At 62.7% G+C, this 23208-nt stretch carries 26 protein-coding genes; 9 read left to right on the top strand and 17 right to left on the bottom strand.

Annotation, left to right across the window (positions count from 1 at the left end; genetic code table 11):
* Positions 1-7: 7 nt before the first annotated feature.
* Entirely contained in the window at positions 8-1345 is a 1338-nt protein-coding gene (locus tag GL4_RS16245; protein WP_172653389.1) for a CapA family protein, read from the bottom strand.
* A 60-nt stretch (positions 1346-1405) separates the two neighbouring features.
* Here GL4_RS16245 and GL4_RS16250 point away from each other — a divergent pair, with 60 nt between their 5' ends.
* From GL4_RS16250 to GL4_RS16265, 4 genes are all read left to right on the top strand, one after another.
* Complete coding sequence (locus GL4_RS16250) at positions 1406-1699, top strand: SH3 domain-containing protein (RefSeq protein ID WP_045369039.1); 294 nt, start codon at positions 1406-1408, stop codon at positions 1697-1699.
* Between the two features lie 368 nt (positions 1700-2067).
* Positions 2068-3012, top strand: coding sequence for an alpha/beta hydrolase (locus GL4_RS16255; protein ID WP_045369040.1), 945 nt, complete (start codon positions 2068-2070; stop codon positions 3010-3012).
* Complete coding sequence (locus GL4_RS16260) at positions 2996-4108, top strand: ligand-gated ion channel (protein ID WP_208430891.1); 1113 nt, start codon at positions 2996-2998, stop codon at positions 4106-4108. The genes GL4_RS16255 and GL4_RS16260 overlap by 17 nt, the downstream gene beginning before the upstream one ends.
* Positions 4109-4227: 119 nt before the next feature.
* Positions 4228-4581 (top strand): hypothetical protein, encoded by a 354-nt coding sequence (locus GL4_RS16265; RefSeq protein ID WP_045369042.1) that lies wholly within the window; start codon positions 4228-4230, stop codon positions 4579-4581.
* 3 nt (positions 4582-4584) lie between these two features.
* Here GL4_RS16265 and GL4_RS16270 read toward each other — a convergent pair whose 3' ends face one another.
* Positions 4585-5889, bottom strand: coding sequence for a cytochrome P450 family protein (locus GL4_RS16270; protein ID WP_172653390.1), 1305 nt, complete (start codon positions 5887-5889; stop codon positions 4585-4587).
* 26 nt (positions 5890-5915) lie between these two features.
* Here GL4_RS16270 and GL4_RS17330 point away from each other — a divergent pair, with 26 nt between their 5' ends.
* Positions 5916-6386 carry a DUF6790 family protein gene (locus GL4_RS17330; RefSeq protein ID WP_052464719.1) on the top strand — a complete coding sequence of 157 codons (471 nt, stop codon included), beginning with the start codon at positions 5916-5918 and terminating at the stop codon, positions 6384-6386.
* 21 nt (positions 6387-6407) lie between these two features.
* Here GL4_RS17330 and GL4_RS16280 read toward each other — a convergent pair whose 3' ends face one another.
* The 3 genes from GL4_RS16280 to GL4_RS16290 are packed head-to-tail and all read right to left on the bottom strand — an operon-like array spanning position 6408 to position 7487.
* Complete coding sequence (locus tag GL4_RS16280) at positions 6408-6671, bottom strand: DUF6582 domain-containing protein (RefSeq protein ID WP_045369043.1); 264 nt, start codon at positions 6669-6671, stop codon at positions 6408-6410.
* Positions 6672-6676: 5 nt separating this feature from the next.
* Positions 6677-7057, bottom strand: a complete 381-nt coding sequence (locus tag GL4_RS16285) for a cupin domain-containing protein (RefSeq protein WP_342016313.1) — start codon at positions 7055-7057, stop codon at positions 6677-6679.
* Positions 7047-7487, bottom strand: a complete 441-nt coding sequence (locus tag GL4_RS16290) for a YybH family protein (RefSeq protein ID WP_082025737.1) — start codon at positions 7485-7487, stop codon at positions 7047-7049. The genes GL4_RS16285 and GL4_RS16290 overlap by 11 nt, the downstream gene beginning before the upstream one ends.
* An 84-nt stretch (positions 7488-7571) precedes the next feature.
* Between GL4_RS16290 and GL4_RS16295 the strand changes: the two genes are divergently transcribed.
* Positions 7572-8192 (top strand): cysteine hydrolase family protein, encoded by a 621-nt coding sequence (locus tag GL4_RS16295; protein ID WP_045369046.1) that lies wholly within the window; start codon positions 7572-7574, stop codon positions 8190-8192.
* A 14-nt stretch (positions 8193-8206) separates the two neighbouring features.
* On the opposite strand, the gene GL4_RS16300 is transcribed toward GL4_RS16295, so the two are convergent.
* The 4 genes from GL4_RS16300 to GL4_RS18125 form a co-directional block, all read right to left on the bottom strand.
* Positions 8207-8749 carry a hypothetical protein gene (locus GL4_RS16300; protein WP_045369047.1) on the bottom strand — a complete coding sequence of 181 codons (543 nt, stop codon included), beginning with the start codon at positions 8747-8749 and terminating at the stop codon, positions 8207-8209.
* A 120-nt stretch (positions 8750-8869) separates the two neighbouring features.
* On the bottom strand, positions 8870-10135 hold the full coding sequence (locus GL4_RS16305) for a type I glutamate--ammonia ligase (RefSeq protein ID WP_045369048.1): 1266 nt from the start codon (positions 10133-10135) through the stop codon (positions 8870-8872).
* A gap of 84 nt (positions 10136-10219) precedes the next feature.
* The gene (locus GL4_RS16310; RefSeq protein ID WP_045369049.1) at positions 10220-10861 is read right to left on the bottom strand and encodes a phasin family protein; all 642 of its coding nucleotides are present in this window, start codon (positions 10859-10861) and stop codon (positions 10220-10222) included.
* A gap of 274 nt (positions 10862-11135) precedes the next feature.
* Positions 11136-11270 carry a hypothetical protein gene (locus tag GL4_RS18125; protein ID WP_280136139.1) on the bottom strand — a complete coding sequence of 45 codons (135 nt, stop codon included), beginning with the start codon at positions 11268-11270 and terminating at the stop codon, positions 11136-11138.
* Between the two features lie 66 nt (positions 11271-11336).
* Between GL4_RS18125 and GL4_RS16315 the strand changes: the two genes are divergently transcribed.
* Positions 11337-11801, top strand: a complete 465-nt coding sequence (locus tag GL4_RS16315) for an MEKHLA domain-containing protein (RefSeq protein ID WP_045369050.1) — start codon at positions 11337-11339, stop codon at positions 11799-11801.
* Here GL4_RS16315 and GL4_RS16320 read toward each other — a convergent pair whose 3' ends face one another.
* Positions 11802-12038: a hypothetical protein gene (locus tag GL4_RS16320; RefSeq protein WP_156137659.1), complete on the bottom strand. Its 237-nt coding sequence runs from the start codon at positions 12036-12038 to the stop codon at positions 11802-11804.
* 772 nt (positions 12039-12810) lie between these two features.
* On the opposite strand from GL4_RS16320, the gene GL4_RS16325 reads away from it, so the two are divergent.
* Both GL4_RS16325 and lysM read left to right on the top strand, forming a co-directional pair.
* Positions 12811-13794, top strand: coding sequence for a tellurite resistance TerB family protein (locus GL4_RS16325; protein ID WP_045369052.1), 984 nt, complete (start codon positions 12811-12813; stop codon positions 13792-13794).
* A 123-nt stretch (positions 13795-13917) separates the two neighbouring features.
* The gene (gene lysM, locus GL4_RS16330; protein ID WP_045369053.1) at positions 13918-14364 is read left to right on the top strand and encodes a peptidoglycan-binding protein LysM; all 447 of its coding nucleotides are present in this window, start codon (positions 13918-13920) and stop codon (positions 14362-14364) included.
* A gap of 169 nt (positions 14365-14533) precedes the next feature.
* Here lysM and GL4_RS16335 read toward each other — a convergent pair whose 3' ends face one another.
* The 7 genes from GL4_RS16335 to GL4_RS16365 form a co-directional block, all read right to left on the bottom strand.
* On the bottom strand, positions 14534-15505 hold the full coding sequence (locus GL4_RS16335) for an HpcH/HpaI aldolase/citrate lyase family protein (protein ID WP_045369054.1): 972 nt from the start codon (positions 15503-15505) through the stop codon (positions 14534-14536).
* Positions 15506-15522: 17 nt separating this feature from the next.
* Entirely contained in the window at positions 15523-18294 is a 2772-nt protein-coding gene (locus GL4_RS16340) for a phosphoenolpyruvate carboxylase (protein ID WP_045369055.1), read from the bottom strand.
* A 213-nt stretch (positions 18295-18507) separates the two neighbouring features.
* Positions 18508-19392, bottom strand: a complete 885-nt coding sequence (sucD, locus tag GL4_RS16345; RefSeq protein WP_045369056.1) for a succinate--CoA ligase subunit alpha — start codon at positions 19390-19392, stop codon at positions 18508-18510.
* Positions 19393-19416: 24 nt separating this feature from the next.
* Positions 19417-20595, bottom strand: coding sequence for a malate--CoA ligase subunit beta (locus tag GL4_RS16350; protein WP_045369058.1), 1179 nt, complete (start codon positions 20593-20595; stop codon positions 19417-19419).
* Positions 20596-20661: 66 nt separating this feature from the next.
* Positions 20662-21294 (bottom strand): methenyltetrahydrofolate cyclohydrolase, encoded by a 633-nt coding sequence (gene fchA, locus GL4_RS16355; protein WP_045369060.1) that lies wholly within the window; start codon positions 21292-21294, stop codon positions 20662-20664.
* Positions 21294-22154, bottom strand: a complete 861-nt coding sequence (locus GL4_RS16360; protein ID WP_045369062.1) for an NADP-dependent methylenetetrahydromethanopterin/methylenetetrahydrofolate dehydrogenase — start codon at positions 22152-22154, stop codon at positions 21294-21296. The genes fchA and GL4_RS16360 overlap by 1 nt, the downstream gene beginning before the upstream one ends.
* A 19-nt stretch (positions 22155-22173) precedes the next feature.
* Positions 22174-23115, bottom strand: a complete 942-nt coding sequence (locus tag GL4_RS16365) for a D-2-hydroxyacid dehydrogenase (RefSeq protein ID WP_045369064.1) — start codon at positions 23113-23115, stop codon at positions 22174-22176.
* Positions 23116-23208 lie beyond the last annotated feature (93 nt).

Consider the following 23208-nt stretch of genomic DNA (forward strand, 5'->3'; position numbering starts at 1 on the left):
GCAGCCGTCACGTGACGCCATCGCCCAGCACGAGTTCCGCATAGCGCTTCAGTTCGGCAATATACTCGGGTGAGTGCAGCCCGCTCGCGCCACCAAGATGGTCCGCGAGCTTCTCGATCCGCGTCTCCAGCGCGCTCGCATTGTCGACCGTGCTCCGGAAGACTGGCGTCACTCTCGCTGCTTCGATATACGTTCCCGGCGTTCCGTCGAGACGTCCCTTGGCTAGGGTCAGATTCAAAATGATGCTGAGGGCGATAAAGGGCGCTGTGAAGCCCCAGGTCAGTGTCCCGAGCGAGTAGGCAATGACGGCGACACGGTGCGGATCTCTTTTAGTGCGGTAGTACTCGACCGGCTGAATGACATGGGGATGCCCGCCGAGAATCGCGTCCGCACCATATTCGATGAGTTCGTGCGCCGCCTCGACCTGGCTCTTGCGGGGAAAGAATTCGAACTCCCAGCCCCAATGCAAGGACGCGATGATGAAGTCGCACTCTTGCGCTCGGCAATCGTCGATTTGCCGCTTCGCCAGCTCGAGCTCGGGCTCCACCAGCTTTGAGCTCAACCGGGCCACATGAATGCGGAATTGCTCGGCCTCGGGCACCTCATGCCCATTGAGCCCAAAGGTTGCGGACACGAAACCGAGCTTGACGCCATCTTTGACGATAATCTGCGCCCGGCCATACTCTTCCGGCGCGCGCGTCGTTCCGATGCCGGCGATGCCGTTCTTCGACAAGACGTCCTGGGTCGTGACAACGCCTTCGACGCCGTAATCGAATGTGTGGTTGTTTGCGACGTTCAGTGCCGTGAAGGTCTGCCCGTCGTATCCTTTGAGAATGTCGAACTGCTGCTCCGAGCAGCATTGAACGGGGGCACCTTGATCGCTCACCACCTCTTTCTGCAGCGGCTGGGTGGTAATCGGCGATTCAAGATTGGCGAATGAAACAGTCTCGGAGAACAGCAAGTCCGCGACGTTTCGATAGAGATGCTCGCTCGAATACCGCAATCCGTCGGCCTGTACCTGAAGCAAGTCTCCGGCCGCACCCAGCGTGATGACCTGCTGCTTCTCGAAGCCTTGCGGGAGCCCAACAATGCTGCTGTCGGTCGCGAGCAACGCGGCGACACCGTCCTCCATGCGCGTGACGGGGTTTGCAGCCTTGTGGACCCAATAGAAGATATCGAGTTCGTCCATCTCCTCGATGGTCGTTGCGGCCTCCTTATACGGCACGTCCCAGAAGCCGAACTTCTTCGTGAGCTTGAGCGCCGTTTCCAACGACGCGCGGAGTTCGTGAGAATGAATCTCAACCGCTTCCGCGGGTGAGTACGGGAGTTGTCTGCTTGCCGTCATACTTGCCGCCCAACACGAAACACATCCGGTCGCGAGACTACAACAAAATGCAGCGCCTGCTTGCATGCGCATCGGGTAGCGGCATTTGCCGCTGACCTCGGACGAACAGGGGATCGACCCTATCGAGCGTCTGGCGCGCGCGGAGACGCCGACGAGCCGACCTTCCGCTGTGTCGTCGGCGTCGCCTCGAACGACGTGCCGAATGTCCGTTCGGGCCCCAGCGCAAGCTATGCGATCGTTGGACGACTGACGAACCACACATTCTTTGTCGAGGTCATCGCCAAGCGCGGGCGCTGGTTCAAGATCACCAAGGACGGCACCACCGGTTGGGTGAACAGCCACTATCTGAACTAGGTCGCCATCAGCACTGAGAACTGATGGGAGGCCGGACCGTGTGCTGGCCTCACATCGCGCGCATCTAACGCCTCGGCGGGGCGCGAGCGCCCTTCGCTTCCCATGCCCAAAGCTGAACGTGCCTCGCCGCGCACTATCCGGGGAGTCTCGGCCGGGCTCGGAAAGGTGTGGATAGAAACGCGGCCGAAGCCTCTTCAATCTTCGTCAGAAGCGCCTATGTAGAGACCTGCTTCGGCGGGGATTGGGTTGGCTTCAAACGCACCGCAAAGCTTTACCCGAGGGGCGCAAGTCCGCTAGGTACGGTGTCGCTTTTCTTTCTTACTTCGCGCGGCACTCAAGAACGTGTTGGACCGTCAGGACAGGCACCGGTGAAACTAGACCGCGAGACCGAGGCGCTGCTCTTTTGGGTTTCGTCATCGACCACCAGGCCTCTGTGGCAGATGGACCATGAGACAGCGCGGGCGGAATATCGCCGCTCGATCTCCAAGACCGACGTCGGACCGATCGAGATCGGATCCACGCGTGACTTCGAGATCGCGACGCCCGCGGGCCCTCTTCCCATGCGCGAGTATATTGCGCCGGTCCCCAGCGGCGCGGGCATCCTATTCTTCCATGGCGGCGGCGGCGTGCTTGGCGATATCGATACCCACGACACGCTTTGCCGCGCGCTTTGTCTCGATACCAGCGCAACGGTGTTTTCCGTCGGCTACCGACTCGCGCCCGAGCACCCCTTCCCGGCGGCGGTCTACGACGGCGTGGCCGCTCTCGAGTGGCTGACCGCGGCCGCGCCGGACCTGTCCATCGACCCGGCGCGCATCGCCGTTGCCGGCGACAGCGCCGGCGGGTCGCTCGCCGCCGTCGCGCTGCATGAGACCAAGGGCCGGCTCGTCGCGCCCGCGGCGGCTCAACTCCTGATTTACCCGGCCCTGGACTTGCGCGCGAAACAGCCCTCGCGCAAAGACCTCGTCGATCAGTTCCCGATCCCGGAGGACATGCTCTACTGGTTCTTCAACCACTATTTCGGGCTGGCCTGGCCGATTGCGGACCCGCGCGCGATTCCGGCCCTCTACGAGGATGACTCCGGTCTGCCGCCCACGCTGATCATTACGGCCGGCTTCGACCCCTTTCGCGACGAGGGCTTCGAATACGCCGAGCGGCTCGCGGCCGCAGGTGTTCCGGTCGAATACGAGTGCTATGAAGGCACGGTGCACGGCTTCATGAACATGGGCCGGATGTTGCGCGTGGCGTATCGAAGCATGCGCCTGCGCATGGGCACCTGGCTGAAGGAGCAACTCGATGGCCCCGGCGCCTAGACGACCAGTGCACAAGCCGCACTTGGCATTCGGGATTCGCGCCCGTGTGATCCGATGCGCCGCTTCGCTGATGGCGGCGGTTCTCGCCGCGTGCATCCTCACAGTGGCGACGCCCCTCCCTCCGGCTGCGGCACAGGTTCCGGGAGGCGGCGTTCCGAAGCCCGTCCAGGAAGCGATCAGAAACGCGCCCGAGCCCGGACCGGAGGAAGTCGTCACCGGCGCCTATATCAACGATATCCAGCAGCTCGACTTCAAAGCGAACAATTACGTCATCGACCTCTATGTCTGGTTCCGCTGGACATCGCCGGACATCGATCCTTCGAACAGCATGGAGTTCATGAACCGCTTCGCCTCCGACGACAATCTGCGCGAGGCGCTCACCGAGAAGCCGGACAAACTGCCTGGCGGCGGCTACTACTCGATCCTGCGTTATCAGGGTCTCTTCTCGACGAAGTTTCAGCTGGCGAACTTCCCCTTCGACACCCAGTACCTGACCGTGATCATGGAGGACACGGTTGCCGGCGCCGGGGATCAGGTCTACGTGCCCGACGGCGATACACCCGTTCTCATCGATCCCGTGATCACCCTGCCAGGATTCCACGTGGGCACGCCCACCATGAAGATCACGACCAACACCTACCCCACGAATTTCGGCGACCCCTCGGTGCCCGATGCGGAAACCTATTCGCGCATCGTGCTCTCGGTTCCGGTGACGCGGCCCATGATCGCCATGTCGATCAAGACGTTCGTTCCCATCGCTCTGATCGTGGTCTGCGCCCTGCTCGTCTATTTCGTCCGGCCCATCTACGTCGAGGGCCGCATCGGCCTGGGCATCACCGCCCTGCTGACACTCGTGGCGATCCAACTGACGGCGACGTCCTCGCTGCCGGATGTCGACTATCTGATGATGATCGACAAGCTCTTCCTGCTCGCCTACCTCTTCATCATCGTCGCCTTGGCGCGCGTCGTCGCCACATCCTGGCGTGGAGAGGCCAGCGAAGCGGAGACCAAGGCGCAGGACCGCCGCTGGGCGGTCTGGGCGTTGTCGATCTATCTGATTGCAAGTGCGGCGGTTGTCTGGACCGCGCTTCGCTAAGGCTTAGGATCGAGGGGCGTTGCAATCCGGCGCGTCGCGGCCCACGCTACTGCACGATGGACGCGCTGCCGCCCGGCAGCGATTTGAACACTTCAGCTAACGATCGGAAGGAACCGCCAATGCCGATGAGGGCCATACGCCTCGCCACGATGACGCTTGCATTGCTGATTACGGCGTCAGCCGCCCAGGCCTTCCCGGCCGGAAACGTGGGCGCGAGCCTGCCCCAGTCGCTGGAGGCGATGCGGTCCGGACCACCGCTGGTGCTCATCAAGAAGAGATGCGGGCCACGTTCCATCCTCCTCGAAGGACGGTGCATCAAGAAGAGCAACGCCGCCAGCTTCTGCGGCCCAGGCTATCGCGTCCAAGGCGACAAGTGCGTCCAGGGTGCGTACCAGGGTTCCTCCAAGCGCTCGCTCGTTTGTCCGGCCGGACAGGTGTGGAGCGCCCAGGAAGGCTGCCACTACGACGACTAGGGGCTACGCGGCTTTGCGAGCGCGGGCGGAGTTCAAGCGCACGGGCAGCGCAAACACGCCGCGCAAGCCGAACCGCTCGATCCAGGGAAGATCGTCCGGCGCCGCAAGCGCCAAGTCCGGATAGCGCCCGTAGAGCCGGGATAATGCCGATTGCGCCTCGACGCGCGCGAGCTGCATGCCGAGACAGAAGTGGATGCCTCTCCCGAATACGAGATGCGGATTGGGCAGGCGGTCGAGCTTCAGTTTGTCCGGCGCGTCAAACGCTGCCGGGTCTGAATTCGCGGCCGCCAAGAGCCCGACGATGTTCTCGCCGCGCTTAAGTTTCTGACCCAAAAAGTCGCAATTCCGCGCCACGTAGCGCGGTTTCGTGCTCTGCACGGGCGTCATGTAGCGGCCGAGCTCTTCGACCGCGCGTTCCATGCGCGTTGCGGGGTCTGCGAAGAGGAAGGCCTTCTGCGCCGGATTCTGCTCCAATGCGATCACGCTGTCGGCAATGAGATGCGTCGTCGTCTCGAAGCCCGCGAACAGCAGCAGGAACACCATGGACAGCAACTCGTCCTCGCTGAGTTTGTCGCCGTCCTCCTCGGCGCGAACCAGTTCGCTGATGAGGCCTTCGCGCGGGTTTCGGCGGCACTCTTCGATCTGCTCCCGGACGTAGTTCACAACGCCCGGCATCGTGAACACGACCCGTAGTACTGCGAACCCGCGCAACGCCGACGTCATGTACCCCGCCCATTGCTCGAACCTGCCGCGGTTCTCCTCCGGCAAGCCCAGCAGCCAGCAGATGACTTCCAGCGGAAACCGGCGCGCGTAAGAAGCCACCAGGTCGATTTCATCGCGCCCGTCGATGTCGTCGAGAATGCGGTCGGCCAGGCCCTCGATCTCGCCGCGCATGTCGCGGACGAGCCGCCGCTGGAACGCTTGATCCACCAGCTTGCGCAAGCGCCTGTGATCGGGCTCGTCCTTCAGCAGCATGTTGTTGCTGAGAACCTTGATGGCGTGCGGCATCCACCAGGACAGACCCGCGACACCGGACTTGCCCGCATGCCGGCCTTCCTGCACGAATAGAGCATTGTCCTTCAGCATGGCGGCCGTGGCGTCGTAGGTCGTGGTCGCCCACACCCTTCCGACGAAAGGCAGCTTCAACGGGACGACCGGGCCCGCCTCGCGCAGCCCCGCAAAAAACGAGAACGGGTCCTGCTTGCTCGCCTTGCTCTGCAGATCGACGCGCAGCGGGGCGCGCAACGAATAGGATTTCTGGTAGCCTGCGCCCATCGAATAGCCTTCCGAATCAGTCGTGCGTTTCATTATCAACCTCTTGGAGCGTCCGGCCCATGAAGCAACTCGTCGCCGCACTTCCCGCCATTTGCTATGCCGTAGCCCTGACACTCGGCTTTCTCGAAGTTCCTCAACCGTTTGGCGCCGACGGCCTCGGGCCGACCCTGCAATGGATGCTGTCCTTAGGTCTGGGCGTGCCCAGCCTTTGGGCCGCATTCTCCCATGCTGTGTTCGCCGATCATGTCGCCCAGTCGATCGGTTGGGCGCCCAGCCCTTTCCAAAAAGAAGTCGCCGGCGCCAACCTCGGCATCGGTCTCGGCGCTATCGCGGCGTCCGTCCTGGGACCGGAAGCGGCGTGGGCGATGACATTCGTGGCTGCAGGCTTTCTGTGGAGCGCGGCATCAACCCACATCGCGGACATGGTCCGGAGCAAGAACTTCGCCATCAACAATGCCGGGCCGATTTTCTGGTGGGACATTCTCACGCCGCTCACGCTTCTGATCGGCCTCTTGCTCCTGCACCGCTGAGGGCCGGCTAGGCGACGGAGGCTAGAGGCCGAGTTCGCGCCAACTGCTCTCGTGCAGCGTAACGCCGTAGTGTGCGGCGGCCTTCTTGATATTGGCGAAGGCAAGATCCCGGTCGGCGTCCGATACGCCTTCAACCTGATCGAAGCGCGCGAGTGCGTTCTTCACATGCGCCGCGTCCGTCAGCGGCTCTTTGCGCTGTTTCGGAAACGCGTACACACTTTCGGGAAGTTCGGCACGATCATGAATCTCGCCGTGCTCGTCATGGGGCATCCACGTCGTTTCCATAGGAGCTACTCCTTGTCGCCGGGGCCTCCCGGCGCCGCATCAAAGTGGACTACCAACCATATGGTGGGCGGCGCGACCTGTGTCCAGGTCACTCGGTGGCGGCAATGGGCGGGGAGCAGCAGCCAATCTCCAGGCTCGAGGTCGCGGTCCCGGCTCTCGCCGTCGATGCGCAGACGAGCAGCCCCCGAGACAAGCAGCACGAATTCATCACGGCTCTGATCGTACCAATCGCCGTCGGGCGTTGCCTGACCCGTCGAGACGATGCGCTCGATGCGGACCCCAGGACTTTCGACGATTGCGTCGAAGAGTTCTTCGGCCTGCAGACCTGTCGGGAGCCCCGCGTTCAGCGCCCCCGACAGCACCCCGCCGGCTCGCTCAAGGGGCAATCGTGGTCACCTGGTAAAAGCTCTCCAGCCATTTGCCCTCATCCTGAACCAGGATCGATGTGATAAAGACCGTGCTGTCGACGGGCTTGTCTTCATAGGTGCCTTCGAACTTTGCGGTCAGCGTCCGCATGGCGCTGTTGGGACCGAGGAAGACGACAGTCGGTTCGCTGAGGTCAGTTTGCTTGATGTCGGTCTTGGACAAACCGGCGATCATCTGCTCCACCGTTTCCGGCCCGCGATGAAAAGGCAAGACAGCGATGTGATCCTCGGTCATAAGCGCCTTGAGTGCATCGGGATCGTCCGTCGCAAAAGCCTCGTCCAGCTGTCCGACGGTATTGTCGATCGCCTCGACGTCGGCAAGGCGCTCGTCGGCGAGGGCTGGCACTGCAAGAAGTACACACGTTATGAGTGCAGCGAGTAATTTGATCATGCTAGGCTCCTGTCCGGATCGCTACCGAGTGACAATTGCTATTTCATCCCGACGAACCAACGAACACAACAGACCTTCCACGCCATGACATCTTCCGACTTCCTAACCCGAGGGCGGCCGATCTCTAAGGGCACGGCCGCCCTGCTGATCATCGACGTGCAGAACGGAACGTGTGGGCCCGAACAAGCACGGCGCCGTCCGGAGCTGCACGCCGCTCTGAGGGACCGCGCCGTGCCCAATATCGAGAGCCTGCTCCGTGCCTTCCGGCGCGCCCGAGCGGAGGTGATCTTCACGGTCATCGAGAACTTGACGGCGAACGGCCGCGACAGAAGCCTCGACTACAAACTTTCCGGCATGGGCTTCCCGAAAGGCTCGCACGAAGCCCAGGTGATCCCGGCACTTGCCCCCAAAGAGGACGAGCTGGTCCTTCCCAAGTCGTCGTCTTCTGTCTTTAACTCGACGATGCTCGACTATGTCTTGCGCAATATCGGCATTGAGGACGTCTTCGTCGTCGGCTGCCTCACGGATCAATGCATCGACCATGCGGTGAAGGACGGTGCGGATCGCGGCTACTACATGACGTGCATCCATGACGCCTGCGTCGCGGAGACGGAGGTGCGCCACGAGGCGGCGCTCTCCTGCTTCGGCGGCTATTGCCGAATGCTCAGCACGGAGGATGCGCTGAGCCTCATTGGGGCCACCTGACGGCGAACGCGCTCCTAACCGCCAACCTGCTTCAAGGCGAAGGGCTTGAGCTCCTTGCTCGACTTCAGAAATTCGGTGGTGCGTTTAAGATCCCTCACCCGCGCCGACGAATATAAGCCCGTCGTGCACGTCGTATCCGAGTAGGACTCCGTCACCATCACATAAGGCCCGTCGTCGCGGACGATATTGCAGGCGCAGACGGCCCTTGTCGGGTCGGCCGGGTCGACGATGCACGGCCGGTCGAAGCACCAGGCCCAGGGGCGATCGTTTGTGCAGGCGGCATAGGTCTTCACCGGGAAATAGCGGGAGACGACCTGCTTGCCCTCCGGCGTATCGATCGGCTCGTGGCAAGGCGTACTGCCGACGGAGAAACCCGTCTTGACGGCGCAGTCGCAGAAAACGGTCTCCTCGCCTTCCTCGATCGGCGCGCATCTCGCCGTGGTGCAGAGCGCATAGGTGCTTTCGCAAACGAGATAGCGGGTCATCGTCTCGTCGTCGCTGCAACCTGCTACCGCCAACACTAGAACCGAGAGCACTGAAGCCGCTAGAAGTCTCATCCTGTCCTCCGTGGTATCCGGCACCGGCAAAGATAGACCGATCCGGTCACGCCATCGCGCGTTTCGCCGGCTGCAGTTTATGCGCCGTTAACTGCGATCGGACGACGGCGGTTTCAGGACTTAGTAGACTTCGGCATAGCGCGCGCACAGGTCCGCCTCGGACAAGTCCGCCACATAGGCCGCCTCCGACCGCTTGTGCCGCATATAGGCCTCGAAGAAGACCGGACCGAACCACGACTTCATCGCGTCGCTCGCTTCCATGAGATCGAGAGCCGCGCTCAAGGAAGACGGCAACGGCGCCTCCGTCTCCGGCAGAGAAAGCTGACGGGCTATTCCGTCCGCTCCGGCAAAGATCATCGCGCCGAGCGCCATGTAGGGACTGGCCGCCGCGTCGCAAACGCGGAACTCGAGATTGAACTGCGCCTGCCGCTGCTCCTCTCCCGCCGCATCGAAGACGGGACAGATTCGAAGCGCCGCCCCGCGATCCTGCAGTTTGATGTCGGCCACGGTCGGCGCCCACCGGTCGGGCACGAGCCGCAAGTAAGAGACCGGCGACGGCGTTGTGACCGCGCACAGAGCCGGAAGATGGTGCAGAATCCCGGCGGCGAAGTGCGCCGCGACAGCGCTGAGACCCATGGGACCGTTTGGATCGCTTGTCACGGGCGCGCCCGAGGCGTCATGCAAGCTGAAATGGATGTGTACGCCGTTGCCGGCCCCGCCCGCCACGGGCATCGGCGAAAAAATGGCCCGGTTCTCCAGGCGAAAGGCCGCGCCGCGCGCCATTTCTCGCGCAATGACGCCTGCATCCGCGGCGGCCAGTGCGGCATCGGGCGCAACCGTCATCTCATACTGTCGGGGCCCGTACTCGGCCAGGAACGAATCCGGGTGGACACTTGCGGCGCGAATGGCGGCCATCACCATCTCGCCGAAGACGCCCTGGCGCCGGAAGGCGTTGAGGCTGTAGGCATGGCCCGGCACGTCCTCGACGCCCGTGTAAACGAACTCCTGCTCGAACGCGGCAAGGAGTTCGAGGCCACTCGCCTGTTTCAGCGCACCGATCGCCCGCCGCAGGAAGGCGCGGACGCAGCACTCCCAGGGGCTCCCGTCCGTATTGCGAATGTCGCCGAGAAAGAAGTGCTCGGGCGCGGAGCCGTCGCGGAAGTCGACATGCACCTCCGCCGTCGGGTCCGGCACGATCATGAGGTCGCCCGCCGTCCCGAAGGGCGTATCGAGGATCGGCCCGAAGCATGTCTGCATCAGATTGGAGTGCGTCCAGCCGATGCCGAGCTTCCGCCGGGCCGGCAACTCCGTGGACGGAAATCCCTTGCCGCGCACGAGCCCGGCGATATCGCACGTTCCGACGAACGTCAAATCCTCGCGCAGCATGACACCTCCCCACGTCGACGATGCGAGCGTATCAGTCTACGCCAGGCGGCGGCGATAGGGAGCCGCAATTGTCGGCGGGGACCGTTACAACGGGCGAATCTGCGCGCTGGCGGTGCTCACCCAGGTGGCAGACAGACTTTGCAGTTCACGCGCCTGCGCTTGCACGGCCCCGATATGGTTGAACCAATAGGCAACCCCGAGGCGCATGGCTTCCATCGGCGTTTTCGCCCCGGCCAAATCGCGCGCGAGCTCGAGCCCCGCACTGACATTCGAATGGGCGATGTCTACCAGCTTCGTATTCATCGCGATGGCGGCCGGAAGCGCGCCCTGCAAAGAACAGCTCAACACTGGTGCCGGCACCATCGCCTTCGTTTGGGTGGCATGCTTGGCCTTGGCGGCAGGCTTCGCCTTGGCTGCGGACTTCGGCGTGAGCGGCTTGGAGGGCGACTTCGCCGCGGACAGGTTCTTCTCCGGTTTCGTTGACACCTGCTTCGTGCCGGCGGCCTTGTTGGAGGTCTTGGCAACGGCCTTCGCCGCCTTGTTGACCGCAGCCTTGGTAGGCGCGGAGGCCATGGCCTTGGCCGGGTTGCCGCCTTTGCTCTTGGCAGATTTCCGCTTGGAGCCGGCCGGTTTTGAAGCACCCGGCCGAACAGTGCTCGGCTTCGCAGCACGTGGCTTCACGCGTTGCTCGCCGTCCTGTGCCGTGATCGTCGTATCCTTGGTCATCGCGAAAACCCCGCTCTACGCATGGTACACACCAGTCCACCACTGCAGAACGCGTGGCATGCAGAGGCAGTTTCAATCGGACGATGCCGCCACGGCGATTTCTCGGCGGCACGGCTTCAAGTCTGCTGACTTGGTGTGACAGTTCAAATGGGAGCTGAGGGCAACGCCGCGACGGCGTGAGAATTTCCGCGTCATGCCCCGGCTCGCCGCTCTTGAGGAAGGTTAGCGGCGAAGGGTAAACAAGTGGTACCGGCGGTGCGGGCCGACGCCAGGACTACGAGGCCGTCCCCGTGCGGCCCCGGTTGCGGGACTTGCGCGCGCGCAAGAATGCGCGGCATTTGATGAAAAGGTTCCAGAGCAGGAAGACCAGCAGAGCGGTGAACATCATACCGAAGGCGACAATCAGCATCGCTGGCAACCCGCGAAAGACGGACTGTGGCTTATGCCCCTAGCGCCCGTTCAAACCCCATCAGCCATGACAATCGCCACGGACCCCGTCTTTTTCCGACTTCTTGCCGACAGTTACAAGCGCTTGCTTGCCTGCCCTCCGCCCTTTCTCGAGGGATGTGACGGTGACGGCCCAGACTGGCTTTACAGCCGTGCACCCAATTGCGTTCTGGCACATAACACGGCGGACGATCCCCTGTTCCTCTACGCGAACAAGGCCGCACAAGCCCTATTCGAGTACGAATGGGACGAGATCGTCGGCATGCCTTCGCGATTGTCCGCGGAGGCTCCGAACCGCGCCGAGCGCCAGAGGCTGTTGGATGCGGTATCGCGCGACGGTTTTGCGACCGGCTATAGCGGCATCCGGATCTCGAAATCCGGTCGCCGGTTTCGGATCGAGAACGGCGTTTTGTGGCAGTTGCGCGACGCCAGAGGCACGCTCCACGGCGTCGCCGCAACCTTCAGCAATTGGACGTCTTTGATAGAGCGCTGACTAGCGGTAACCGGCAGCCTTCAGAGCCGACTTGCAGGTCTGCGACAGGCTGCTCTTCTTCTCGCGCATGCAGACTTCCAGCTGCTTGGAGCCGATCGTCTTATCGCCGCAGTGCCGCTTGTAATCCTGCTTGCAGCTCGCCCGAATCGCCTTGGTATAGGCATCGGCATTGGCCACACCGGCGAAAGAGACAGCCGTCAGGCCCGCGATCAACAGTCCAGAAAATACAGTTTTCATATTTCAAAGTCCCTTTGTTCCCGGCAGCGCAACCTACCAAACACCCCTCACAGCGCAAGCCCGCTTTCGGGATCGCGGCGTGAATTTAGAAAAAACGCGGAATTTGTGGGCGTGGCGCAACAGCGCATGCACCGCCACATTTACAGCTTCCTGACATCACTCGCAGGTTCGCTGGCCACACGAATCGGCTCAAGGGCACGTATTCCCGCCGCTTTGCGTGCATTTCGTTGAACTGCGCGAGGAAAGCTTTCTCGATCGTCGTGACGCTTCGAGAGGCCCCCGTCTTCTTTAGTCGCGTTTGGTAGCGCAGAATCGCCGCTAGTACTTCTTCTTTTTAGTCGTCCCCGGTGTCGGCGCGGCGTCGGCAATACAATTGGTGATATACGCCTCGCGTTCACCGGCGCGAAGCGGCGGCGTCACCTTGTTTGCCGCTCTTTCGCATGCATTGCGGACCGCGTCCGATACTTGCGCATGCGCGGGAACGCTCAGAGCCGCGACATATGCTAGGGCAGCCAGAGCCACCGCGGTGCCTAACCTTGTCATATCACGCCATCCTTCGTTCGATTGTTGCCCGAAGCAGTATAGCACCCTGGTAATGCCGCGTGACGGTCCCTACATGACAGCGGCCACCGCCTTGGTGGACGGCCCGCGCCCGCGGGCCTGGAGGGGTTGAGGCGACACGAGGGGTCCAAGGGGACAATGTCGCCAGTTTGTCATCAGCCACACCAATAAGTGCATCGTGCGTGAAGCGTTTTTGCAAGCGGAGGCTGTCATGAATTTCGGAGATATTGTCGGTGAAATGATCCGTCAGGGCATGTCGCCTCAGACGCAGCAGCGGGTGGAGCATGCAACGGGCCCGGACGGCCTCGGCGGCGGGTCTGGTTCCGCCGACCTCGGCGCCATCCTCGGCAGCATTCTGGGGGACTCGTCTTCCGGTGGGAGCGCAGGAGGCGGCAGCTCGGCAGGTGGCCTGGGCGATATCCTGGGCGGCCTACTCGGCGGCCAGAGCGGCAGCTCCGGCGGACAGAGCGGCGGCCAAGCTTCCGGCGGGCTTGGCGACATCCTCGGCAGCATCCTTGGCGGCGGACAGTCGTCTGGGAGTTCCAGCAGTCAGGGCTCCGGCGGTCTCGGCGATATTCTCGGCAATCTGGGCAACATGCTCGGGTCTCCGAGCGGCGTCGGCGGTATGAGCAAGGGCGAGCTCGGCGGCCTCGGCGCGCTGGCGGGCGCTATCCTCGGCGGCGGCGGCAGTTCCGCGAAGGGAGCGGTCGGCGGCAGCGCCATGGCCATTCTCGGCACGCTCGCCCTGTCGGCCCTCAAGAACTGGCAGGCTCAATCGGCCGCCGGCGACAACGTCAATGCGCTCGGCCTCACGGAAACCGAGGTGAAACAGATTTCGGCGCCCGAGACGGCAGAGCTGTGCCTGCGCGGTATGATCGAAGCGATCAAATCCGACGGCGAAGTCTCGCAGGACGAAATTCAGAAGCTGACCGGCAAGCTCGCCGAGGGCGGCATCACCGACGAGGAGAAGCGGTTTGTTCAGGCCGAGATGGCGAAGCCGCAGGATCTTGCCGGGCTCGTGAAGGCCATTCCCAACCCGGAAGTCGGCATTCAGGTTTATGCGGCGGCGCTGATGGCGATCTCCGTCGACACGCCGGCCGAGAAAGCCTTCCTGAAAGGTCTCGCCCAAGGAGCCGGCATCGACCCCGACGCGGTCGCACGGCTTCATCAGATGGTCGGCGCACCGGCGGCTTAGGCGATGCGTCTTTAAAGAACCGGAGAGACCGCAAGAGCGCGCCTATCGGAGGCGCTCAAGCGGCCCGCTCCAAACGGTCCTCGAACTTGGATGAGGGCCTGTCATTCGAGGAAAGGAAACGACATGGGTTTTTTTGATTTCGTGAAGAACGCGGGCAAGAGCATCTTCGGGTCGGGCGCGGACGCAGCCGAGACCGACGCCGCGGAAGCCATCGCCAAGGAGGTCGGCGATCCGAGCCTGGCCGACAAGATCAAGGTCGAAGTCGACGGCGAGACCGTGAAGGTCACCGGCGACGTCCCCGATCAAGAGACACGCGAGAAGATCATCGTAGCCGCCGGCAATGTAGAGGGCATCTCCAAGGTCGACGAATCCCTGAAGGCGGCGGACGACAAGCCGGAAGGCAAGTTCCACACGGTCGCCAAGGGCGACACGCTCTGGGCCATCGCCGAGAAGGCATATGGCGACGGCTCCAAGTACATGACGATCTTTGAGGCCAACAAGCCGATGCTCTCCCATCCCGACAAGATCTATCCGGGACAGGTGCTGCGTATCCCCATGTTTGTCGACTAGGGCCCGCAGCGCGGCGCAAAAGCACTCTTGCTAGAGCCAACAAAAAATGGCCGGGGCGAACCCCGGCCGTTGTGATTTGCGCAACCGGCCTTTTCTTTGTCCTACCGGCCTTCGGCCTACTTGAGGACAAGCCTGCTTGAGCGCGCATCTATTTGCGCTGTCGTAGGACCTAGCCCTTGATCTGCGCGGCCTTGTCCAGCAGGGCCTGAGCCTGGCGGATCGAGGCGATGTCGATGAGACGGCCGTCGAGCGACACCGCGCCCTTGCCTTCCTTGGCGGCCTGCTTCATCGCGTCGACGATGCGCTGAGCCTTCTCGACTTCGGCGGCAGCCGGCGAGAACACTTCGTTGGCCAGCGGAATCTGCGAAGGATGGATGGCCCATTTGCCCTCGAAGCCGAGCACGGCGCCGCGCTTGGCGGCGGCCTTGTAGCCGTCCGGATCCGAGAAGTCGCCGAACGGACCGTCGATCGGACGCAGGCCGTAAGCGCGGCACGCGACCATCATGCGCGACAGGGCATAGTGCCAAGGATCGGCCCAGTGATACTGACGCTCTCCGCTCTCGTCGGCGTCGGTCAGCACGCCGTGATCCGGGTGCGGGCCGCCGATGCCCACGGTGCGGGCGCGGGTGGAAGCCGCGTAGTCGGCAACGCCAAAGCTCATGGCCTCGACGCGCGGGCTCGACTGGGCGATGGCTTCCACATTGGCCATGCCGAGCGCGGTTTCGATGAGCAGCTCGAGGCCGAGCTTCTTCTCGTACTTCTTGTACTGCTCAACCTGCGTGACGAGCATGTCGATGGCATAAACGTCCTGCGGCACGCCAACCTTCGGGATCAGGATCATGTCGAGGCGCGGGCAGTTCTCCAGAACCTCGATCACGTCGCGATACGCATAGTGAGTGTCGAGACCGTTGATGCGGATCATCATGGTCTTGTTGCCCCAGTCGATGTCGTTCAAACCCTCGATGATGTTCTTGCGGGCCTGCTCTTTGTCGTCGGGGGCGACGGCATCCTCAAGGTCGAGGAAGATCACGTCCGCGGCACTTGCGGCGGCCTTCTCGAACATGCCGGGATTGGAACCGGGCACGGCCAGCTCCGAACGATGCAGACGCGGCGTCGCCTGCTGGATCAGCGTAAAGCTCATTTCATTCTCCTCCTGAATTAACCCGTGGCACCGAGACCGGCGGCTACGGTATTGATGGAAAGCAACAGCGCGGATTTGTAGGACTCGCGTTCCTGCTCGTTGTCGCTTGCTCTAAACCGGCGCAGGAGTTCCACCTGTTCCCGGCTAACCTGATTGACCGTCGGCAACCGCTCGGCCAACGATGCTTGGAACTGTTTGAAACGCTCTCCCGGGAAGGCGCTGCCCGAAAGCGCAAGCACCATGTCCTTCGTGAGCGCGTATTCCTTCTCAATCATCGCGAAGATCGTTTCGCGCACCTGCGCGTCGGACACGAGGCTCGCATAATCACGGGCGATCTTGAGATCGACCCGCGCAAGCGCTTTCTCGACTTCATCGATGATCAGGCGGAACAGGCGCGATCCCTTGAACATCTCGGCGAGAAGCCGCTCGCCCTTGTCGCCGCGCACTTCGAGAAAGCTCTGAATGGCACTGCCCACACCGTACCAGTTGGTGATCATGTGCCGGTTCTGGGACCAGGCGAACACCCAGGGAATGGCGCGCAAGTCCTTCAACGAACTCGCCCCGAAACGGCGCGCGGGTCTCGACCCGATATTGAGCATCGAGATTTCTTCCAAGGGACTGGCCGCCTGGAAATAGGAAACGAGATCGGGGTTCGAGAGCAGCTTGTCGTAAGCCACGCGCGAAAGTCCCGACAGCGCCTCGAGCGCATCGTCGAACTCGCCCTTGGGTTTCAGCGCCGCTTCGCGTTCCGACTTCAGAGCATGTTGAAGGACGCTGGAGACGAGCAGCTCCATCTGGTAAAGCGACGTCCCCTTGTTCGCATACTTGTAGGAGACGACCTCGCCCTGCTCCGTGACACGGAAGCGGCCACGGATCGATCCCGCCGGCTGAGCGGCGATGGCACGGCCCGTGGGCGCACCGCCACGCGACACCGAACCGCCGCGGCCATGGAAGAACGAAATCGGCGTCCCGGCACGCTCTCCCACACGGGTCAGCTGAGACTGGGCCTTCGCCAACTCCCAGTTGGAGGCGACGAAGCCGCCGTCCTTGTTCGAGTCCGAGTAGCCGAGCATGACCTCCTGGAGACCGCCCTGCCAGTGGGTCGACCGCCTGATCAGCGGGATGGCTAAAGCCTCACGCATGATCGCGGGCGCCGCCCGCAGATCGTCGATCGTTTCGAACAGCGGCACGATCGGCATGGAGCAGATCTCCGTTCCCGCCGCGTCCAGGAACAGTCCGCCATGCTTGGCGAGCAGATAGGCGCCGAGAATGTCGTCGACCGACCGGGTCATGGAAATGATGAACGACCCGTAGGCATCCGGATCGAGACCGCGGCGAATCTCCGCCGCCTGCTTGAACATCGCAATGGTCTCTTCCGCCTCGGCCGGTATCGGCTCGCCGGAGGGATCTGCCGGAAGCGGACGGGCGAGCGCGCGCAGAAGCCAAGTCCGCCATTCCGGCGAGCCAAGCTCCGGGGGCTCGCCCTCGGAATGGCCTTCGCTGCTCCACCACAGCGCCTGGACGGCCTGCGTGGTTCGCGTCGTGTTTTCCCGCAGATCGAGGCGCACCGTCGAAAAACGGAATAGCTCAACGGACCGCCGCACCGGGCACACCATGTCGGCCGCGATGGTCGGGCTTCTTGCCTCCGTCAGCGCACGCTCCATGCGCCGCAAGTCGTGGATCAGCTCGTCCGCATTGCTATAATGCGGCGTGCCGACTTCGATCTCCTTGCCCTCGGCGCGCTCAATCGTGGCGTCGAGCTTGCGCAAGACGCAGGTCAAGAACTGGCGGTATGGCTCGCCCGGATTGCGCTCCTTGATGCTGTCTGCATCGCCGCTCGCCCGCAATTCGAAAGCCAAGTCCTCCTGGAAGGACTCCGGCACCGGAAGGGCGCGCTGACTGATCGACAGCGAGCGGGCCAGGGCGATGAGACGATCGCGGTAGTGATGCAACGCCGCCATCGCGTTCTTGCGGAGAGCCCAGCCCGTGACCTCGGTGGTCACGAAGGGATTGCCGTCGCGGTCGCCGCCGATCCACGATCCGAACTGGAAGAAGGGCGGCAGGTCAAAATCAGTGTCGGGATAGTTGCGCTTCAGGGCTCCTTCCAGCAGCCCCATCATCTCCGGCGCCTTCTCGAACAGGGTCTCGTCGAAGAAGTGCAGGCCGCGGAGGACTTCATGCTCGACCGTGGGCTTCTGCAAGTGAAGCTCGCCGGTCATCCACACGAGTTCGATCTGATCCCTGATGTCGGCAAGAATCTGCTGCTGCTCGCGGTCAGTCCAGCGGACGCCTTCGAGCTCCCGAAGCAGAAGGTAGATTCTGCGGTACTTCTCGAGAACGGTGACGCGCTTGGACTCGGTCGGATGCGCGGTAATAACGGGACGGATGCGCAAGGTCTCCAGGAGGTTCTGGATCTCCCTGGCGCCAATACCGGCGTAGCGAGCCTCGCTCAGCACGTGATCGAAAGTGCCCAGCAGCGCATCGCGTCCGCGCGTACGCTCGATATAGCGGCGCCGGCGCATCGTCGCGTTCTGATCGGCGATGGATAGAAGCTGGAACCAAATTCCTTGAGCGGACAGAGCACGCGCCATGAGCTCTGGCGAGAACTCCGTAATGGACTTTTCGGCCGCCCCTGTCAGGACCGGCTCCAGCTCGGGTTGGTGGCGGCGGACGACGTCGAGCAGAAGGTCGAACAGGATATCGGCGGCGCCTTCCGGCGATGTGCCCGTTATCCTAGCTGCAGTGGCCACATCGGCCACCACATCGCCTTCTCTGACATCCTCGTCCATGATTAACGCTCGCACTCCGATCTCACCGACCGGTTTTCTTATTAGAAGCGGATCGCCGCACACGACGCTCCGCACACTGTATTCCTAGCACCGGCTCCGGCGCCCGGCAGCACGATGGGGCCCTTGGGTCCCATCTGCAATCGTTGGCTCGTTCGGAAAAGGCCGGTTCTACCATAGGCCGTATCTATGACCCGGGCGTGTCCGGCGTCCTCCTTAGACCCCAAGGACCTTCGCAACGGTGGAACCGAACTCGCTCGGATTCGGGGCCACGGTCAGCCCGTTGGCCTTCATGATCTCGGCCTTCTCGGCTGCGCTGTCGCCCGCCGCCGAGATGATCGCGCCGGCGTGGCCCATGCGGCGTCCCTTCGGAGCCGTGAGACCCGCAACGAAGCCGACCACCGGTTTGGACATGTTGTCCCGGATCCAAGCCGAAGCCTCCGCCTCCTGCGGACCGCCGATCTCACCGATCATCAGCACCGCGTCGGTCTCCGGGTCTTCCTCGAACAGAGCGAGGTGGTCCAGGAACGAAGACCCGTTGATCGGATCGCCGCCGATGCCGACGGACGTGGAGATGCCGATGCCGTGATCCTTCATCTGCGCGGCGGCCTCGTATCCGAGCGTGCCCGAACGCGAGATGACGCCCACCCGCCCCTGCAGATAGATGTGGCCGGGCATGATGCCGAGCATGGACTTGCCGGGGCTGATGATGCCCGCGCAGTTGGGGCCGACCATCATGGTCCGGCGGTCGCGCGGATAGCGCATCAGATAACGCTTCACCCGCATCATGTCCTGCGCCGGGATGCCGTCCGTGATCGAGCAAACCAGCCCGATACCGGCGTCGGCACACTCCATGATCGCGTCCGCGCAGAAGGCCGGCGCGACAAACGTGATCGACGCCTCGGCGCCGGTTTCCTTGACCGCCTCTTTGACCGTGTTGAAGAGCGGACGATCGAGATGCCGGCCGCCGCCTTTGCCCGGCGTCACACCGCCGACCACGTTCGTGCCGTACTCGATCATTTCCTTCGCGTGGAATGTACCCTTGTCGCCGGTCATGCCCTGAACGATCACCGGGGTTTTTTCGTCAATCAGAATACTCATTGTGAATGTCTCCGATGATCGTCTTTACGCGGCCTGCAACTTGCCCTGACAGGCCTGAACCGCCTTCTCGGCGGCCTCGGCCAGCGTGTCGGCCGTGATCAGCTTGAGCCCGCTGTCCTCGAGGATCTTGCGGCCCTCTTCGACATTGGTGCCGGCGAGGCGCACGACCAGCGGAACCTTGATGTCGAGGTTTCCGCAGGCCTGAACCACACCCTTGGCGACCCAGTCGCAGCGATTGATACCGGCGAAGATGTTCACCAGGATCGCCTTCACGTTGGCGTCGGAGACAACCAGCTTCATGGCCGTCTCGATGCGGTCCGGAGAAGCGCCGCCGCCCACGTCGAGGAAGTTCGCCGGCTCGCCGCCCGCGTGCTTGATCATGTCCATGGTCGCCATGGCCAGACCCGCACCGTTCACGATGCAGCCGATGTCGCCATCCAGACCGATATAGTTGAGATTATGCTCGGCTGCCTGCGCCTCACGCGGATCCTGTTGCGAGGGATCGTACATGTCGGCGACGTTGTGGCGGCGGAACAGAGCGTTGTCGTCGAACGACATCTTGGCGTCGAGGGCGAGAACGCGATCGTCCTTCGTGACGACCAACGGGTTGATCTCCAGCATCTGGGCGTCGCAGTCGCGGAACGCGCGATAGGCGTTCATGATGGTCGAGACGCAGCTCTGAGCCTGCTTGATCGACAGGCCCAGCTGAAACGCCAGTTCGCGCGCCTGGAAGGCTTGCAGGCCGACGGCCGGCTCGACGATGACCTGAAGAATGGCGTCGGGGTTGTTCTTGGCGATCTCCTCGATCTCCATGCCGCCTTCTTGCGAGGCGATGACACGGATGCGCTCGGCCTTACGGTCGAGGACATAACCAAGATAAAGCTCTTTCTCGAAAGGCTCGGCCGCTTCGATATAGACGCGCTGAACGGGCTTGCCTTCGGGGCCGGTCTGGTGCGTGACCAGGCGCTTGCCGAGCAGCTCCTGCGCCGCCTCGCGGACCTCGTGATAGGTCTTGCAAATCTTGATGCCGCCCGCCTTGCCGCGCGCGCCGGCGTGGATCTGCGCCTTGACCGCCCAGCTCCAGCCGCCAAGCTCGGTCGCCGCGTAAACGGCCTGATCAGGGCTGAATGCCACCGCGCCTTTCGGCACCGGAACGCCGAAGCTACCCAGAAGTTCCTTGGCTTGATACTCGTGAACGTCCACGTCGTTCCTCCTTCTAAAAAGTCACTTCGCCGGGCCTTCTTTTGGGAGAGCCCACGCCGAACAGCGTCAGCTCACTTTGCCCTTTACGATATCGTATGCCTTCTCGGTCGTTGCCTCAGCGCCGGCGAGAAGACCCTCCAGTTCGTTTAGCTTAGACTCCACAAAGCTGGTGTCGGAAATCATTTTTGCATTGATGTATACATTTAGAGCAGCACTCCGCAGTGCTGCGTAAGCAGACAAGACCCCAACACCTGCATCGGAGATGACGTTTACGTTGCCTTTCTCCGAGGCCATTAGGGCCAGGTCGATGACTTCTCGGGCCAACCGGCAACAACGGATCGGCACATCGGTCGCCATCTTGAGGGCGTCCTGGATCGCCTCGCCCCGGGCGGCCTTCTCCTCGTCGGTCTCCTTGGGCATGCCGTAGGCGCCCATGACCGTATCGAAGGCCCGGACGTCGTCCTGGATCATGGCCGTCATCCGATGGCGGAGATCCTCGGCTTTGGCCAGAATCTCCTTCATGTCCTCCTCGACCTCGGCGTACTTCTTTTTGCCGATCGTCAAGTTGCAGACCATGCTGACGAGCGCCGCGCCCATGCCGCCGAGGATGGCGGCAGCGCTGCCACCGCCGGGCGTCGCCGCGCTGGAGGCAAGCTGATCGAGGAACGGCTCGATCGCTGTATCCTTGATCTCGGTCATTAGGCCATCTCTTTCGCGAGTGCGTAGATCTCCTCGGCGTCGTAAACGCCTTCCGAGCTCTGGAACATCTTGGCGATACACTCTCGGTGCAGTTTGAGCTTGAGCCCGCCGATACCCAGCGCGCCATAGCCGAGCTTGCCGCCGCCCAGGTCCTTGCCCTTGTCCATGGCGTCGACGCCCTCGACGCCCATGGGCGGCTGTGCGTTCACGTCGGCCAGAAGCTCGATATTGGGATTGTTCTCCCAAGCCGACTTCGGCAGCAGCTGCACGCCGATCGCACCGGCCGAGTAGACGATATTGGCGTCCTTGACGGCCTCGGTGCGCTCCTCGTCCGTCGCGCCGGCAGCGCCCGACACCTTGATACCGAAACGCTTCTCGATGACCTTCGCCGCCTCTTCCGCGCGCTCCTTCGTGCGCGAGGTGATGGTCACGTCGCAGCCTTCCATGCCGAAGAAACCGGCGGCGCGCATGCCGACGGGCCCCGTACCGGCGAGCACCACGGCCTTCTTGCCTTTGAGATCGCGTCCCTTGGCCAGCAGCGCCACGCCGGCGGCGGCCGTCGTATTGGAACCGTTCGAATCCAGCATCACGGAGACGCGGAACGGGCCGAAGAAGTGCTTCTTCACCGTCTCGAACAGCTCTTCGCCCTTGGCCATGTTGCCACCGCCGACGAAGATCGCAGTGTTCTGCTTGTCTTTGCCGCCGCGCGTGTAGATGCAGCCATCGATCAGTGCACCGACATTATCGGGCGTGACCGCCGCATAGCCGGTGACATTATCTGCGCCGCCGTCATAGCCGACAACCGTATCGAAGATGCTCGGTACCGGATCGGTGTCGAACAAGAACAGCAGTTTCTTCATAGCGGTTTCCCTTTACGCGTTATTCGACGACGTTCTGCGGGTTGCCCGCAACGAACGCATCGATGTTGTCCATGAGTTGGTCGGCCAGGATCTGCATGGCCTCGCGGCTCGCCCACGCCACGTGCGGCGTGACGATGAAGTTCGGCATCTTGAGATCGAGAAGGATGTTCCCGTCCTTCGGCGGCTCGGTGGTGAGCACATCGAACCCTGCGCCCGCGATCGTGCCGGCTTTCAGCGCCTCGGCGAGCGCCGCTTCGTCGACAAGACCGCCGCGCGCCGTATTGATAAGGATCGACGTGGGCTTCATCATCTTCAGCTCCTTCTCGCCGATCATGTTCGCCGTCTCGGGCGTCAGCGGGCAGTGGAGCGTGATGACGTCGCTTTCCTTCAGCACCGTATCGAGATCGACGAGCCCCTCTTGCGGGAACACGTCATACGGCAGGATCTTCATGCCGAGACATTCGGCCCGCTTGGCCACGGCCTTGCCGATGGCGCCATAGCCGACGACGCCCATGGTGGAACCGGCAATGTCGCGGATCGGGTGATCGAAGAAGCAGAACTGGTCGACCTCGGCCCAGCGTCCGTTCCTCGTGTCCTCGATATAGGCGAGAAGATTGCGCCGCAGCGCGAACATCAGCGCGATCACGTGCTCCGGCACGGTGTTGAACGCATAGCCGCGAATGTTGACGACTGTGATGCCGTTGGCCTTGCAGTAGGCCTTGTCGACGACGTCGGTGCCGGTCGCCGCAACGGCGATCAGCTTGAGCTTGGGAAGCTGCTTGAGGACTTCCTCGCGCATCGGCACCTTGTTGATGATGGCGATGCTCGCGTCTTTCAGACGCTCGACGATGTCCTCCGGAGTCCAAGTCGATTGGTACTCCGTGTAGTTATGCGGAAAATTGGCCTTGCGGACATCGGCGCCAACCGACTCGCGATCGAGGAAGACGATCTCGTGTTCCACTGAACCCCCCTGTTTATGCGGCAGGCGGCTATCGCCCGCGCCGTGAAGACCTCCCCGGTGCGGGCGCGCCCTACCCCGGGTAGCGTTTCGTCC

The sequence above is a fragment of the Methyloceanibacter caenitepidi genome (genome assembly GCF_000828475.1).
Taxonomy (GTDB): domain Bacteria; phylum Pseudomonadota; class Alphaproteobacteria; order Rhizobiales; family Methyloligellaceae; genus Methyloceanibacter; species Methyloceanibacter caenitepidi.

Bases quoted from the DNA above. Each gene is read 5' to 3' on its own strand.
- GL4_RS16295 (WP_045369046.1), top strand. From the start codon at position 7,572: ATGACATCTTCCGACTTCCTAACCCGAGGGCGGCCGATCTCTAAGGGC.
- GL4_RS17330 (WP_052464719.1), top strand. From the start codon at position 5,916: ATGAAGCAACTCGTCGCCGCACTTCCCGCCATTTGCTATGCCGTAGCC.
- GL4_RS16260 (WP_208430891.1), top strand. From the start codon at position 2,996: ATGGCCCCGGCGCCTAGACGACCAGTGCACAAGCCGCACTTGGCATTC.
- GL4_RS16340 (WP_045369055.1), bottom strand. From the start codon at position 18,294: ATGGACGAGGATGTCAGAGAAGGCGATGTGGTGGCCGATGTGGCCACT.
- sucD (WP_045369056.1), bottom strand. From the start codon at position 19,392: ATGAGTATTCTGATTGACGAAAAAACCCCGGTGATCGTTCAGGGCATG.
- GL4_RS16325 (WP_045369052.1), top strand. From the start codon at position 12,811: ATGAATTTCGGAGATATTGTCGGTGAAATGATCCGTCAGGGCATGTCG.
- GL4_RS16320 (WP_156137659.1), bottom strand. From the start codon at position 12,038: ATGAAAACTGTATTTTCTGGACTGTTGATCGCGGGCCTGACGGCTGTC.
- GL4_RS16270 (WP_172653390.1), bottom strand. From the start codon at position 5,889: ATGAAACGCACGACTGATTCGGAAGGCTATTCGATGGGCGCAGGCTAC.
- GL4_RS16360 (WP_045369062.1), bottom strand. From the start codon at position 22,154: ATGAAGAAACTGCTGTTCTTGTTCGACACCGATCCGGTACCGAGCATC.
- GL4_RS16290 (WP_082025737.1), bottom strand. From the start codon at position 7,487: ATGATCAAATTACTCGCTGCACTCATAACGTGTGTACTTCTTGCAGTG.
- GL4_RS16300 (WP_045369047.1), bottom strand. From the start codon at position 8,749: ATGAGACTTCTAGCGGCTTCAGTGCTCTCGGTTCTAGTGTTGGCGGTA.
- GL4_RS16280 (WP_045369043.1), bottom strand. From the start codon at position 6,671: ATGGAAACGACGTGGATGCCCCATGACGAGCACGGCGAGATTCATGAT.
- GL4_RS16335 (WP_045369054.1), bottom strand. From the start codon at position 15,505: ATGAGCTTTACGCTGATCCAGCAGGCGACGCCGCGTCTGCATCGTTCG.
- GL4_RS16310 (WP_045369049.1), bottom strand. From the start codon at position 10,861: ATGACCAAGGATACGACGATCACGGCACAGGACGGCGAGCAACGCGTG.
- lysM (WP_045369053.1), top strand. From the start codon at position 13,918: ATGGGTTTTTTTGATTTCGTGAAGAACGCGGGCAAGAGCATCTTCGGG.
- GL4_RS16265 (WP_045369042.1), top strand. From the start codon at position 4,228: ATGCCGATGAGGGCCATACGCCTCGCCACGATGACGCTTGCATTGCTG.
- GL4_RS16305 (WP_045369048.1), bottom strand. From the start codon at position 10,135: ATGCTGCGCGAGGATTTGACGTTCGTCGGAACGTGCGATATCGCCGGG.
- fchA (WP_045369060.1), bottom strand. From the start codon at position 21,294: ATGACCGAGATCAAGGATACAGCGATCGAGCCGTTCCTCGATCAGCTT.
- GL4_RS18125 (WP_280136139.1), bottom strand. From the start codon at position 11,270: ATGCTGATTGTCGCCTTCGGTATGATGTTCACCGCTCTGCTGGTCTTC.
- GL4_RS16315 (WP_045369050.1), top strand. From the start codon at position 11,337: ATGACAATCGCCACGGACCCCGTCTTTTTCCGACTTCTTGCCGACAGT.
- GL4_RS16245 (WP_172653389.1), bottom strand. From the start codon at position 1,345: ATGACGGCAAGCAGACAACTCCCGTACTCACCCGCGGAAGCGGTTGAG.